General features: G+C 69.8%; 15 protein-coding genes and 1 pseudogene. 4 read left to right on the forward strand and 12 right to left on the reverse strand.

The annotated features are described in order from the left end of the window. Window positions 1-23: 23 nt before the first annotated feature. Complete coding sequence (locus QM595_RS06335) at window positions 24-1,607, reverse strand: YifB family Mg chelatase-like AAA ATPase (RefSeq protein WP_415170687.1); 1,584 nt, start codon at window positions 1,605-1,607, stop codon at window positions 24-26. Further along, a complete protein-coding gene (locus tag QM595_RS06340) occupies window positions 1,607-1,975 on the reverse strand; it encodes a YraN family protein (protein ID WP_415170688.1) in 369 nt (122 codons plus the stop codon). The genes QM595_RS06335 and QM595_RS06340 overlap by 1 nt, the downstream gene beginning before the upstream one ends. Window positions 1,976-2,232: 257 nt before the next feature. On the opposite strand from QM595_RS06340, the gene QM595_RS06345 reads away from it, so the two are divergent. Genes QM595_RS06345 through QM595_RS06355 form a run of 3 tightly spaced genes read left to right on the forward strand, consistent with a single transcriptional unit; the run spans window position 2,233 to window position 5,344 of the window. Then, a complete protein-coding gene (locus tag QM595_RS06345) occupies window positions 2,233-2,874 on the forward strand; it encodes a TadE family protein (protein ID WP_415170689.1) in 642 nt (213 codons plus the stop codon). Window positions 2,875-2,915: 41 nt separating this feature from the next. Further along, on the forward strand, window positions 2,916-3,524 hold the full coding sequence (locus QM595_RS06350; RefSeq protein WP_415170690.1) for a TadE/TadG family type IV pilus assembly protein: 609 nt from the start codon (window positions 2,916-2,918) through the stop codon (window positions 3,522-3,524). Continuing rightward, window positions 3,521-5,344, forward strand: a complete 1,824-nt coding sequence (locus tag QM595_RS06355; protein ID WP_415170691.1) for a hypothetical protein — start codon at window positions 3,521-3,523, stop codon at window positions 5,342-5,344. The genes QM595_RS06350 and QM595_RS06355 overlap by 4 nt, the downstream gene beginning before the upstream one ends. A gap of 17 nt (window positions 5,345-5,361) precedes the next feature. Here QM595_RS06355 and QM595_RS06360 read toward each other — a convergent pair whose 3' ends face one another. The 4 genes from QM595_RS06360 to rplS are packed head-to-tail and all read right to left on the reverse strand — an operon-like array spanning window position 5,362 to window position 7,601. Continuing rightward, window positions 5,362-5,667: a DUF2469 domain-containing protein gene (locus QM595_RS06360; protein ID WP_415170692.1), complete on the reverse strand. Its 306-nt coding sequence runs from the start codon at window positions 5,665-5,667 to the stop codon at window positions 5,362-5,364. Beyond that, the gene (locus tag QM595_RS06365; RefSeq protein ID WP_415170693.1) at window positions 5,664-6,410 is read right to left on the reverse strand and encodes a ribonuclease HII; all 747 of its coding nucleotides are present in this window, start codon (window positions 6,408-6,410) and stop codon (window positions 5,664-5,666) included. Before QM595_RS06365 ends, QM595_RS06360 begins: the two co-directional genes overlap by 4 nt. Beyond that, window positions 6,407-7,207, reverse strand: a complete 801-nt coding sequence (gene lepB / locus QM595_RS06370; protein WP_415170694.1) for a signal peptidase I — start codon at window positions 7,205-7,207, stop codon at window positions 6,407-6,409. Before lepB ends, QM595_RS06365 begins: the two co-directional genes overlap by 4 nt. 43 nt (window positions 7,208-7,250) lie before the next feature. Then, the gene (gene rplS / locus QM595_RS06375; protein WP_415170695.1) at window positions 7,251-7,601 is read right to left on the reverse strand and encodes a 50S ribosomal protein L19; all 351 of its coding nucleotides are present in this window, start codon (window positions 7,599-7,601) and stop codon (window positions 7,251-7,253) included. A 238-nt stretch (window positions 7,602-7,839) separates the two neighbouring features. Between rplS and QM595_RS06380 the strand changes: the two genes are divergently transcribed. Then, on the forward strand, window positions 7,840-9,045 hold the full coding sequence (locus QM595_RS06380) for a Fic family protein (RefSeq protein ID WP_415170696.1): 1,206 nt from the start codon (window positions 7,840-7,842) through the stop codon (window positions 9,043-9,045). A gap of 85 nt (window positions 9,046-9,130) precedes the next feature. On the opposite strand, the gene QM595_RS06385 is transcribed toward QM595_RS06380, so the two are convergent. The 6 genes and pseudogenes from QM595_RS06385 to rpsP form a co-directional block, all read right to left on the reverse strand. Next, complete coding sequence (locus tag QM595_RS06385; protein ID WP_415170697.1) at window positions 9,131-10,387, reverse strand: ammonium transporter; 1,257 nt, start codon at window positions 10,385-10,387, stop codon at window positions 9,131-9,133. Window positions 10,388-10,520: 133 nt separating this feature from the next. Then, window positions 10,521-10,961 carry a GNAT family N-acetyltransferase gene (locus QM595_RS06390; RefSeq protein ID WP_415170717.1) on the reverse strand — a complete coding sequence of 147 codons (441 nt, stop codon included), beginning with the start codon at window positions 10,959-10,961 and terminating at the stop codon, window positions 10,521-10,523. Window positions 10,962-11,030: 69 nt separating this feature from the next. After that, window positions 11,031-11,702, reverse strand: a pseudogene (trmD, locus tag QM595_RS06395) (tRNA (guanosine(37)-N1)-methyltransferase TrmD); the annotation flags it as partial. Beyond that, window positions 11,699-12,235 carry a ribosome maturation factor RimM gene (gene rimM, locus QM595_RS06400; protein ID WP_415170698.1) on the reverse strand — a complete coding sequence of 179 codons (537 nt, stop codon included), beginning with the start codon at window positions 12,233-12,235 and terminating at the stop codon, window positions 11,699-11,701. The pseudogene trmD and the gene rimM, both read right to left, overlap by 4 nt. Window positions 12,236-12,389: 154 nt before the next feature. Further along, complete coding sequence (locus tag QM595_RS06405; RefSeq protein ID WP_415170718.1) at window positions 12,390-12,641, reverse strand: RNA-binding protein; 252 nt, start codon at window positions 12,639-12,641, stop codon at window positions 12,390-12,392. A gap of 2 nt (window positions 12,642-12,643) precedes the next feature. After that, the gene (gene rpsP / locus QM595_RS06410) at window positions 12,644-13,120 is read right to left on the reverse strand and encodes a 30S ribosomal protein S16 (RefSeq protein ID WP_415170699.1); all 477 of its coding nucleotides are present in this window, start codon (window positions 13,118-13,120) and stop codon (window positions 12,644-12,646) included. Window positions 13,121-13,280: the final 160 nt, after the last annotated feature.

A 13,280-nucleotide genomic window follows, 5' to 3' on the forward strand; every position in this document is an offset into this window, starting at 1 on the left:
CCACGATTCGCTCGCAAGCTCACTCATGCCGCCCACCGTCGCATCAGCGACTCCGGGAGAGAGCGCCCCAGTCTGAGGTCGAGAGCGGTCATCACCTCGGGCACGCCGGGACGCTCGACGCCGAGCAGATCGGCGACAGTCCAAGCCAGCCGATGCACCCGGACGGCGCCGCGCCGACTCAGCTGACCGGCCAGGACCGCGAGGTTGACCTGGTGCGCGCCGTCGAGCGTGAGCGGCCAGCGGTCGCGCAGCTCGGCGCCGGGCGCCTGGCCGTTGAGACGCCAATCGCGTCCGGCGTACCTCTCCGCCTGGACGGCCCGGGCGGCAGTCACCTTGGCGCGGATCCGTGCGGTGGCGTCACGTCCGGTGAAGTCGTCGTAGTGCTGTGGCGAGGGTGGCTGCAGCACCCGGGTGATGTCGATGCGGTCCGAGATCGGGCCCCGAACCCGACGGTTGTACTCCCTGATCTCCATGGGCCGGCACTCACACGGTCGGCCGACCCTGGCGCCGGCGTTGCCGCACGGGCACGGGTTGGAGGCCAACACCACCATCGCCCGCGCCGGCAGCGTCACCACTTCCTCTCCACGGGCGATGGTGATGTCGCCGTTCTCCAGAGGCTCGCGCAGCGCATCGATGACATCGGTGCGGAACAGCGCGAACTCGTCGAGGAAGAGCACGCCGCCGTGTGCCATCGACACCTGGCCGGGACGGACCCGGCCGCTGCCTCCGCCGACCAGGCTGGCCTTGCTGGCGTCGTGGTGCGGTGCGGAGTACGGCGGTCGGCGGATCAGGCCCCCGGTCGGGTCGAGGCTGCCTGCCAGCGAGTGCAGCGTCGTCAGCTCGATGGCCTCGTCGGTGTCCAGGTCGGGCAGGATGCCGGGGATCCGCTCGGCGAGGCTGGTCTTGCCACACCCCTTGGCGCCGGTGAGCAGAAGATGGTGCCCACCCGCGGCAGCCACCTCGACAGCGAACTTCGCCTCGTCGAGGCCGACCAGGTCGGCCATGTCGACCTCGTCGAGACGAGCCGCGCCGCGCCAGCGGAGATAGGAGCCACGCGACAGCTCGGGCACCGGCGGTGCCTCCGGCGGAAGGTCGCCGCGCAGCATCGCGACGGTCTGCGCCAGCGACCTCGGACCGATCACCTCGATCCCTGGGACCAGCGACGCCTCCGCCACGTGGGGCTCCGGCACGACGACCCGGTCGACGCCGCGGCGGGAGGCGGCGAGCACCATCGGCAGCACCCCGAGGACCGGGCGCAGCCCACCGTCGAGGCTGAGCTCGCCGATCAGGGCGGTGCGAGCCAGCGCCCGGGCGGGGACGGCGTCGGCGGCCGCGAGCACCGCCACCGCGATCGCGAGGTCGTAGTGGGTGCCGGCCTTCGGCAGGTCCGCCGGCGCGAGCAGCACGGTGATGCGCCTGGTCGCCGGCCACTCCAGCCCGCTGTTGGTGATCGCCATCCGGACCCGGTCCCGGCCCTCGTTGAGACTGGCGTCGGCGCGTCCCACCAGGGTAGTGCCGACGACGCCCTGGGAGACGTCGGCCTGCACGTCGATCAGATGGCCGACCGCGCCCTGCAGGGCCACTGAGTGGGTCTGCGCGAACGCCATCAGACCAGCCCCTTGACGTGGTCGACCAGAGCCGGTCCCTTCACGAGCCGCAGCACCGCGACGAGATCGACCCGTACGCCGGCGACTCCGAGCCCGCGCTCGGCCCGCCATCGCTCGGCGAGTCGTCGGAGCCGGTCCAGCTTCGCGGGGCTGATCGCTTCGTGCGGCGTACCCCCAACGGGGCTGCTGCGCGTCTTCACCTCGCACACCACCAAGGTGTCGCCGTCGCGCAGGACGAGGTCCAGCTCGCCCTCGTCGCAGCGCCAGTTGCGGTCGAGGATCACCATTCCCCGGCCCGTCAGATGCCGGGCCGCGATCTCCTCGCCGTAACGCCCGAGTGCCGTCCGCGCAGCCGCTGTGGTTGTCATCGTGAGATCTCTCCTATCGTGCCGATGGGCTTCTCAGGCAGCATGGGCCGGCCCGCCGACATTCGGGACCCCGGCCCGAAGTCCCTGTGGATATCTCGCGGATGTCCCGGAGCTGTGTAGTCCAAATGGCCTATATGGCACCCCCCGACAGGACAGACCTGAGAGATAGGTCTGACAACCCGCGGCTCGGTCCCCTACTTTCGGCCCCTACGCATCTTCCCGGGGAGGGAGCACAGGCCATGCGACAGCGGCCGCGCTTGAGCTCGCGGAGCGAGCCGCGCAAGCACTCGCGGGGCGCCGTCGCGACCGAGGCCGCCTTGGTCACGCCCCTGCTCCTGCTCATCGTCTTCGGCATCATCGAGATGGCCTCGCTGATGCGCGACAACGCCGCCCTCGAGTCGCTGGCCGAGCAGGGCGTCAGGGCCGCCGCGGCCCATGCCGACGCCTACGCCGCCGACGACGAGGCTCCAGGCTTCGCGCGGTACGCCGCCGACGCAGTCGCCGAGGCCAAGAGCGCCATCCCGAAGGGCACCATCGCCGAACTGTGGGTCTATCGCCCCAACCAGGGCGGCTATCCCTGCACTGCGGCCGAGGACGACGCCGGCTGTGCCCCCCGAGAGGGTGACGACAACCGGTCCTGGACGTGCGCGGCCGACTGCTTGCGGTTCGATTGGAACAGCTCGACACACCGCTTCGACCTCGTCTCCGGCTCCTGGCCCTCGACCGACTGGCCCTCGACCGACTGTCCCGCGGCGGGCGACGAGGTGGGCGTCTACCTGCGCGCCGAGCACAGCTTCTTCGCCACCCCGCTGCTGCGGCCTACCGGCATCCGGAACAACGCCGTGCTCTCGTTCGGCGATGCCGGTGATGCCCTCTGCGGCCAAGGAGGTCTTCGATGAGCCGACGGGCACGTAGGTCCGGCAGATCCTCACGCGGAGCCGTGGCCATCGAGGCCGCCTTGGTGACCCCGGTCGTGCTGCTGGCGATCTTCGGCATCATCGAGATGGCCTTCCTGCTGAAGGACGACGTCGCCCTCACCTCGCTCGTGCGCGCCGGCGGTCGGATGGCGTCGGCGAATGCCGGTCTCGGACCGGCGGGCGCCGACGCGAGCGGGCTTTGTGCCAGCCCCTGCACCCCGGAAAGCGCGCCAATGCTGGCCGTCACCGCGGCCGCCGCCATTCAACGTGCCGGCGCGGCGTTGCCGAAGGAATCGATCACCAAGCTGTGGATCTACAAGGCCAACGACTTGGGCTACCCCGGCGATGACGGAAACACCGACTGGAGTTGTAGCAGCAACTGTGTCGAGTACATGTGGTCGGACACCGCAGAAGTCTTCGGCTATGTGAAGGGAAGTTGGGCCTCGACCTCCATCTACGCCTGCGCCGGGGACCCGGACCGCGTTGGCGTCTATATGGAGGCCGACCACCAGTTCTTCACGGGCCTGGTGGGCTCCAAAGTCCCGATCAGCGACCATGCGGTCTTCACCTTCGAGCCGCTGGCCGAGTCGATCTGCGGCACCGGCGGGACAGCAGCGGGACAGCATCCATGAATCTCAAGTCACGGCGCGACGAGCGCGGGTACGTCACGATTATGGTGGCGGTCTTCATCTCCGCCTCACTGATGGCCTTGTGCGCCATCTCCGTCGACACCGCGCAATGGTCGGTCGAGGGCGAGCGCGTGCAGAAGGCGGTCGACGCGGCAGCTCTTGCCGGGGTGCCGTTCATGCCCGATCACCTGACAGATGCCGCCGCAGCAGCCGTCACGGTGCTCAACATGAACGGCTACGATCTCGACGCTCCCACCTGTGCCAGCAACGAGTGCACGGCAACGGGCACAGACCTTTCGGCCACGATCGAGCCGGGCACGCTGACCAGCCAGCTCAAGGTCACCTTGACGAGCAAGATCGGGAACACCTTCGGCAGCTCGTTCGGCGTGAGCCACGCCGCGATCACCCGCTCCGCCACCTCGGACTTCACCGGGGTCACGCCGATGGGCAGTCCCTGCAATGCCTTCGGCAACGAGCCCGCCGGCACGACCAGCACCGGGCTGGTGGACGACTCCTCGGTCATCGTGGCACCGGCCGGCGGCGCCTCCTGCTCTCGGACACCGCAGTTCTGGGCGGCGATCGCTGGGCCGAACACGAACAAGAGCAACGGCGACCAGGTGATGACCCGCTGCCAAGGTGGCTACGCGGCGGTCACCGGCGCATGCACCACCTCCGGCACCAGCGCCAACGCCGACTTCGACCCCCAGGGCTACTTCTACGTCATCCCGGTGACCGCCGACGCCGTGGGCACCGACATCACCATTCAGCTCTTCGACCCGGTATTCGCCCACGTCGGGGACAAGTGCACCGGACCTGCGACCACCACCGGAGTCGCGCTGGCCGACAACATGAACCCCTTCGTCCGCGCCGACGGGCTCACCCGCTACGCCTCGGGCAGCACCAGCAGCTTCTGCACCGGCGACAACGAGAACTCCGACATCGCCGCACAGGACATCATCACCTCCTTCGCGCTGCGGCTGCCCACGGCGAGCTACGACCCCAAGCAGTCGAGCGTCGCCAGCGACACCTCCGGCGCCCACTGCGTCAAGCAGTTCCCGAGCTGGAAGAAGGACGCCCAGGTCGCAACGGGGCCTCTCAAGGAGGGTGCCTCCAGCTACGACGCCAAGCTCGCCAGTTCGTTCCGGCAATGGGTGGACCTGTGCACCTTCCGCCCGACCACGGCGGGCGACTACTACCTGCAGATCCGCACCAACGTGGCCCTGGGCGGGTCCGTGGACACCGCCACCGGCATCTACTCCGGCAACGACGCGGTCTGGCAGCAGACCACCGACGACACCAGCGTCCAGGGAAGCGGCAACAACCGGTTCGCCATCCGCCTCAAGAGCACCGCCGCCGGCACGATCTCCATCGCCGGGCGGCAGCGGATGTCACTCTACGTCAACTACAACGGCACCGGCGGCGCCATCTTCAACCTCGCCCGGGTGATCCCCGCAGCGGCCACCAAGTCGCTGGTGGTCGGGTTCTACGACCTCGGCGACGCGAGCTCCGCGGGCACCATCCAGATCCTGCCGCCGCTCGACAGCGGGCTGAGCACGGCATCGGACTGCACGTTCGTCGGGGTGCCCTCCGCGTCGCCCACGAGCGCCTCGACCTGCTCGATCACGAATGTCAAGAACACCAGCGGCTGGGACGGGTCCTACGTCGAGATCAGGATACCGATCCCGCCGACCTACACCTGCACCTCAACCGAGCCCGGCGGCTGCTGGTGGCGGGTCGAGCTCGACTTCTCCGGCTCGGTTCCCAACGACACCACCACCTGGACCGCCAGCATCAGCGGCGACCCGGTGCGCCTGATCGAGTAGGCCGGGTCCGTCGCGACCTACTTGGGCGGCTCGATCTCGGCGGGGCTGAGCTCCTCGACGTTGACGTCCTTGAAGGTCAGCACCTTCACGTTCTTGGCGAACCGGGCCGGGCGGTACATGTCCCAGACCCAGCAGTCGCTCATGGAGACCTCGAAGAAGACGTCGCCGCCCTCGGTGCGGGCCTTCACGTCGACCTGGTTGCAGAGATAGAAGCGGCGGTCGGTCTCGACGACGTACTTGAAGATGCCGACGACGTCGCGGTACTCCCGGTAGAGCGTCAGCTCCATCTCGGTTTCGTACTTCTCGAGATCCTCCGCACTCATGACGCAGACTCTACGGTCTCGGGCCACCCGCCGGCGCCAGCGACATCATCGGGCACGCCGGACAGCCCGGACAGGCCCGGCAGGCTCCAGGAGCGCCGGTGGTGGGCCGTGGCGCCGTACCTGGCGAGCGCCTCGATGTGAGCCGGCGCGGAGTAGCCCTTGTTCTCGGCCCAGCCGTACTCGGGATGCTGGTCGTGGAGACTCGTCATCAGCGCGTCGCGGGTGGTCTTGGCCAGGATGCTCGCGGCGGCGACGGCGGCGCAGGTCAGGTCGGCCTTGACCCGGGTCAGCACGGGAGGTACGTCGGCCAGCAGGTCAGGATCGCCGCTGTGTCGCTCAGCCGGGGGGCCGTCCTGCTCGGGAGGCGTGAGGTAGTCGTGGTTGCCGTCCAGCAGGACCAGATCGGGTGGCGCCGAGAGTCCGGCCAGCGCCCGGTGGCCGGCCAGCCGCAGCGCCGGGATGATGCCGAAGGCGTCGATCTCGGTGGGCGAGGCGTGACCGACCGACCAGCACACCGCCCAGCGCCTGATCCGGGGCACCAGCCGCTCCCGCGCCTGCGGGGTGAGCAGCTTGCTGTCGCGGACCCCCTGGGGCGCCGTACGGGTCTCGGCGGTGACCACCACCATGCCGATCGTGACGGGACCGGACAGCGCGCCGCGACCCACCTCGTCGACCGCGGCGAGCCGGGTCGCTCCCCCGCGCAGCAAGGCGCGCTCGAAGCGGAGCGTCGGCGCCGCGGTCACGAGTTCGGAACCGCCTCCCAGGCGTCCGGGCGATCCTCGAAGCGCGCCTTGCCGAACGGCCACACCAGCGCCATGACCTTGCCGACGACCAGGTCCTCGGGCACCCAGGGCACCTCGGAGCAGTCGGTCTCGGCCTCGGTGCACATGTGGAAGGAGGAGTCGGCGGAGTGGGCGCGGTTGTCGCCCATCACGAAGAGCATCCCGTCGGGCACCGGGCCGGCGGTCCAGTGGGCGACACCGGGCATCGGCCCGAAGCAGCTGCCCGAGGCGCCCGGTCCGCAGCCGGTGGCGGCCGGACGGGCGTAGTCGGTCTCGTCGACGGCGACGCCGTTGACCAGGATCCGGCCCTGCGCGTCGCAACACTCGATGACGTCTCCCGGAACGCCGATGACGCGCTTGACCAGGTGCCCACCGGAGGGGTACAGGCCGATCTTGGTCATCGCCTGGGTGATCGGGTTGGACGGCTCGGCCGACTCCGCCGCCGACAGCCAGCCGCCCGGGTCCTTGAACACCACGACGTCGCCGCGTTGCGGCTCCCCGAACCAGTACGACGGCTTCTGGACCAGGATCCGGTCGTTCTTGACCAGGCCCGGCTCCATCGACTCCGACGGGATGTAGAACGCCTGCAGCAGGAACGCCTTGATGACGATCGCGAGCACCAGGGCCCCGGCCAGCAGCAGGACGGTCTCCTGCCAGACCGGCAGCTGCTTCTTGCCCTTCTTCTTCGAGGAAGACGAAGACCGCGACCCCTCCCCTTCGCTGTCGACAAGGGGGAGGTCGCGGTCTTGAGAAGTCACGCGGTGAGTCTAGAGGGAAGAGCGAGTGCGTCCCGCGCCGCTCTCACGCCTCGCGGCGCTCCTTGATCTTGGCAGCCTTGCCGCGCAGGTTGCGCAGGTAGTAGAGCTTGGCGCGGCGGACGTCACCGCGGCTGACGACCTCGATCTGCTCGAAGATCGGGGAGTGCAGCGGGAAGGTGCGCTCGACGCCGACGCCGAAGGAGACCTTGCGGACGGTGAAGGTGCGGCCGATGCCGGAGCCGTGGACCCGGATGACGACGCCCTGGAAGACCTGGACGCGGGAGCGGTTGCCCTCGACGACCTTGACGTGGACCTTGACGGTGTCGCCGGCGCGGAAGTCAGGGACGTCGTCGCGCTTGATGCCGTTGCCGATCTCGGCCAGCAGGTTGCTCATGATCTCTCCTCACGGTTGCCACAGGTCAGCCGTGCTCTCAAGGGGATGCAGTCTGTTCAGCTGTTGTGATCCAGGCATCTGGCCGGCGGCGTACGGTTCCCCCTGTGGCAGGAGCCCGACGCGGCACCTCCGGGTGTGATCTTCGGGGCGTGCCTTCGGCCGACTGGACCAAGGGATGAGTCTGCCACAGTCGAGGAGTACGCCGGAAATCCGAGCGCCCGCCTGAGAGGATCTCGTCGTGACCGAGACCGACTGGGTGCCTCACCGCTACGAGGCGCGACCCTACCGGCAGCGCATCCCCCGTGGGCCGCGGGCGGACCGGCTGCTGCGCGAGGTCACCGTCTCGCTGCCGCCGTACCTCGCCGATCTCGACTACCCGATGGAGCGGCCGCTCGCCGCGATGACGGCCGCCAGCGCCGGCGACCTGCGCCATCTCGATCTGGTGCACGGCCGGACCATGGCCGCGCTCAATCACCTGCAGTTGCGCACCGAGTCGGTGGACTCCTCGAAGATCGAGAACGTCGAGGCCAGCCTGGCCGACTACGGCCGCGCGCTGCTCGGCGTCGGCGCCAACGCCTCGGCGGTCTCGATGGCCTCGGCCACCACCGCGCTGGCCCGGATGATCGGCGATGCCGAGGCCACCCGCCGGATCCGGCCCGAGGCCGTCCTGGCGGCCCACCGGGAGCTGTTCCGTCGCAACCCCGACGAGGCGCACCGGGCGGGCCGGTTCCGCACCGTGCAGAACTGGGTGGGCGGCAGCGACTACTCCCCCATCGGCGCACTGCACGTGCCCCCACCGCCGGAGACGGTGCCGGGCTACCTGGACGACCTGTTCGCCTTCGCCAACCGCGACGACCTCCCGATCCTGCCGCAGGCGGCGATCGTGCACGCGCAGTTCGAGTCGATCCACCCCTTCGTCGACGGCAATGGCCGGATCGGCCGGGCGCTGATCCATGCCGTGCTGCGGCGCCGGCGCGCCGCCCGCCATCTGACGGTGCCGATCGCCTCGGCGCTGATCTCCGACCGCGACCGCTACTTCGCCGCGCTGAGCGACTACCGCCGCGGCCGGGCGCGGACGATCGTGGCCATGCTGGCGACCTCGACCAGCATCGCCACCGCCGAGTCGTGGCGTACCGCGGAGCACATCGTCGCGATCCGCGCCGGCTGGCAGAAAGCCGCCGGTGGCCCCCTGCCGGGTACGCCGGTCTACCGGCTGCTGGACCTGCTCGCCGAGGAGCCGATCGTCAACGTCGAGCTGGTGGCCGAGCGGGTCGGCGTCGAGTCCGCCGCCGCGGCGTCGGCGATCGACGTCTTGGTGGCTGCCCGGGTGATGAGACCGGCGCCGAGGTCGCGGCGGGCGCCGGTCTGGCTGGCGCCGGCGCTGCTCGCCGAGATCGAGGACCTCAGCAGCCGCATCCAAGCGGCCAGCCGGCGGATGGCCTAGATGATCGATGCCCGGATCATCTAGACCATACGGAAGGGCCCGCCCCGGCGAACCGGGGCGGGCCCTGTGAGAGCGATCCGTCGGATCAGACGGTGTCGTAGCCCGGCTCGTGCAACACCAGGTCGATGCCGGCGATCTCGTCCTCCTCCTTGGCGCGGAAGCCGATCGTCTTCTCGATCACGGTGGCGAAGATGTAGCTGACCACGAACGAGAACACGATGACCGTCAGCGAGGACAGGATCTGCGCGGCGAGAAGCTTGCCGGCACCACCGAAGAAGAGGCTGCCGCCGGTCAGCGTCTCGGAGCCGAACAGCCCGATCCACACGCAGCCGACGAAGCCGGCGACCAGGTGGATGCCGACGACGTCGAGCGAGTCGTCGAAGCCGAGCTTGAACTTGAGCTCGATGGAGAAGGCGCAGATGGCGCCGGAGACCAGGCCCAGGATGAGCGCCCAGAGCGGGGTCACGAAGGCACAGGCCGGGGTGATCGCGACCAGGCCGGTGACGACGCCGGAGGCAGCGCCGACCGCGGTGGACTTGCCTTCCTTGAACTTCTCCACGACGATCCAGCCGAGCAGCGCGGCAGCCGGGGCGACGAGCGTGTTGAGGAAGATCAGCGAGGTCTGGCCCTCGTCGGCGCCGAAGACGCCGGTGTTGAAGCCGTACCAGCCGAACCACAGGATCGCGGCACCGATGAGCACCAGCGGCACATTGTGGGCAGCCGACTCCTCCTTGGAGAAGCCGACCTTGCGCTTGCCCAGAACGAGCGCGAGAGCCAGGGCGGCGGCACCTGCCGACTGGTGGATCACGGTTCCGCCGGCCCAGTCGAGGGCGCCCTGCCCCAGACCCCAGACGTCGTTGGCGAGCCAGCCGTAGAAGTTGCCGTCGGCGTCGATGCCCCAGATCCAGCGGAAGGTCGGGAAGACGACGAAGGTCGCGAACAGCGCCGCGAAGAGCATCCAGGGCCAGAAGCGGGCGCGGTCGGCGACGGCGCCGGAGACCAGCGCCACGGTGATGATGCAGAAGGCGACGAGGAAGGCGTGAGCGCCGAAGAGGTTGCTCGCGTCACCGCTGCCGGCGCTCTTGACCAGGTCGGTCATCGCGAAGTCCTCGAACGGGTTGCCGAAGAGCTTGCTGCCCCCGCTGGTGCCGTTGCCGGCGATGCCGGTGCCGCCGTAGAGGACGTAGAGGATGGCGACGACCGCGATCGAGCCGAAGCTCAGCATCATCATCGAGACGACGGACTTGGACTTGACCAGGCCGCCGTAGAAGAAGGCGAGCCCTGGCGTCATGAACAGCACCAGGGCGGCACACAGAAGTTGCCACGACAGTTCGACAGACATTCAGTTCCTCACTGAGTCTCGGGATTGGGCCGCGCGGCGTCCGAGATCACCGCATTGCCCGCAGACTTCCGGCGTGGCATTTCGGTTGTGAGCAGGAGATGTTTCGTCGTTGTAACAGGATGCCCAGGGCCTGTTACATCCCGCTCCGAGCCGGCTTGGCGAGCGTCACGGTGCCGGTTGGGGAGGCGATGTCGCCGCGGCGCCGGAAGCCGGCCTTCCGGTAGAAGCGCTGGTTGCGCTCCGAGCGGGCGCCGGTGAAGAGCCAGTACGTCGTCACGCCGGCCGGGGCGACGGCCTGGATGTGGTCGAGCAGCACCCGGCCCAGGCCGCGGCTCTGCAGGTCGGGAGCGACGCAGAGCCGGCCGATCTCCCACCAGGTGCCCGTCGAGCCGTCCGGCGCTGTGCCGGCCCGGCCACGCACCGCGCCGACCAGCCGGCCGGCCTCGCGCACCAGGTAGGTGTCCCACTCCCCGATCGCCCGTCGTACCTCGTCGTAGGTCTCGTGGAGCGCGGGGATGTCCAGCGCCTCGTTGGTGATCGCCTCCTGCACCCAGCAGGCCCGCATCAGCGTCATCAGCTCGCCGGTGTCGCCGGGGGTGGCGGTGGTGATGGTCCAGTCGGTGGCGGCGGCCGCGGCGGGCAGCAGGTCGGGGCGCCGCTCGGCGGTGCGGGTCAGTCGCTGCTGGTGGCGCCAGCCAGCGATCCTGCCGTGGTCGCCGGAGAGCAGCACCGCTGGGACGTCGTACCCGCGCCAGGTCGCCGGCTTGGTGTAGACGGGGTATTCCAGCAGGCCATCCTCATGCGACTCCTCGACGAGCGACTCGGCGTTGCCCATGAAGCCGGGCAGCAGCCGGACCACGGCCTCGGTGATCGCCAGCGCGGCCACCTCGCCGCCGTTGAGGACGTAGTCGCCCAGGCTCAGCTCGCGGACCTCGGCCCGCTCCCGGGCGTGCTCGATCACCCGCTGGTCGATGCCCTCGTAGCGACCGCAGGCGAACACGATCCGGCTGTTGCCGGCCAGCTCGTGGGCCACCTGCCGGGTGAACGGCGCGCCGGAGGGGGTGGTGAAGACGACCACGGTGTCCTCGGCGACGGCGAGCGCGTCGAACGCCTCCCCGAACGGCTCCGGCTTCATGACCATCCCGGCCCCGCCGCCGTACGGCGTGTCGTCGACGGTGCGGTGGCGGTCGTGGGTCCAGGTCCGCAGGTCGTGGACGTGGACCTCGATCAGGCCGTCCTGGGCGGCCTTGCCGGGCAGGCTCAGACCGAGCGGGGCGAGATAGTCGGGGAAGATCGTCAGGTAGTCCAACCTCATGCCGGTCGCACCAGTCCCGGCCGGTCGGCGATGACGACCTTCCCCTCGGCCAGGTCGACGTCGGGGACCAGCGCCTTGACGAAGGGCACCAGCGCGTCACGGCCGTCGGTGGTGCGGATGCTCAGCAGGTCCTGGGCGGAGCCGTGCAGGATCGCGGTCACCTCGCCGAGCCGGGCGCCGTCGGTGTCGTAGGCGGCCAGCCCGACCAGCTGGTGGTCGTAGAACTCGTCGGGGTCCTCGGGGGTCGCGTCGGCGGCCAGCTCGGCGTAGAGCAGCACGCCGCGGGCCGACTCGGCGGCGTCGCGGCCGGTCAGCTCCTCGAGCAGCAGGTGGAGGACGCCCTGGTGCCAGCGACTGCTCGTGACGGTCAGCTGCCGGTGCGGGAAGGCCGAGCCACGGGGCGGCTCGGCGCGCAGCACCGCGCCGTCGGCGAAGCGCCGCTCCGGCTCGTCGGTGCGCACGTCGACGGTGACATGGCCGCGGACGCCGTGCGGCTTGCCGATGCGGCCGATGAGAACCTCGATGGACTCCACCAGGACATTCTCCCTTGCCATGCCGAGGGCCGACGACCCTACGCGGTTACCCCGGTCGGCCGGGGAGACCAACGGGCCCCGGCGCTCGACCACCACCCGGAATCGCCGACGGCCGCCACCTGATTCGAGGTGGCGGCCGTCGTTCTGCTTGGCGTCAGCGGCGGCGCTCGGCCCGGTCGGTGTCGACGAAGTCGACCTTCGGACCCTTCTTGCCGCCCAGTGCCGCGATGACCGTGCGGAACGCCGTCGCGGTACGACCGTTGCGCCCGATCACCTTGCCGAGGTCGTCGGGGTGAACCCGGACCTGGAGGACCGGCAGGCCACGGACCTTGGCGTCCTTGACCGTGACGTCGTCGGGGTGGTCGACCACCCCGCGCACCAGGTGCTCCAGTGCCTCGGCGAGCATGTTCACGCCGGCGCCTCAGCCTCGTCGGCAGGCTCAGCGGTGGCCTCGGCAGCGGGCTCGTCGGCCTTCTCCTCGACCTTCGGCTCCGCCTTCTTGGCGGCGGCCTTCTTGGTGACGGCCTCGGCCCGGGGCTCGGAGTGGGCCTCGGCCAGCGCCTTGTTGAAGATCTCGACCTTGTCGGGCTTGGGCGCGGCGGTCTTCAGCGTGCCCTCGGCGCCCGGGAGGCCCTTGAACTTCTGCCAGTCGCCGGTGATCTTCAAGATCGCCTCGACGGCCTCGGTCGGCTGCGCGCCGACACCGAGCCAGTACTGCGCCCGGTCGGAGACGACGTCGATATAGGACGGGTCCTCCTTGGGGTGGTACTTGCCGATCTCCTCGAGCACCCGACCGTCGCGCTTCTTGCGCGAGTCGACGACGACGATGCGGTACTGCGGCACCCGGATCTTGCCCAGGCGCTTCAAACGGATCTTGACGGCCACGTCTGTGGTGTTCCTTTTCCTAAATGGGTGAGAGGCTTCGCGACCAGGTGGGGAACACCGGCGCTGGCTCCTCGGCGGACGCTGCGACGGATGGTGAGAGGGGCCGTCCGCGCAGGACTCGACAGAGCATCTTGCCAGAGCCGCCGACGCTGACGAAATC

It is taken from the genome of Nocardioides sp. (assembly GCF_047607185.1).
Taxonomy (GTDB): domain Bacteria; phylum Actinomycetota; class Actinomycetes; order Propionibacteriales; family Nocardioidaceae; genus Nocardioides.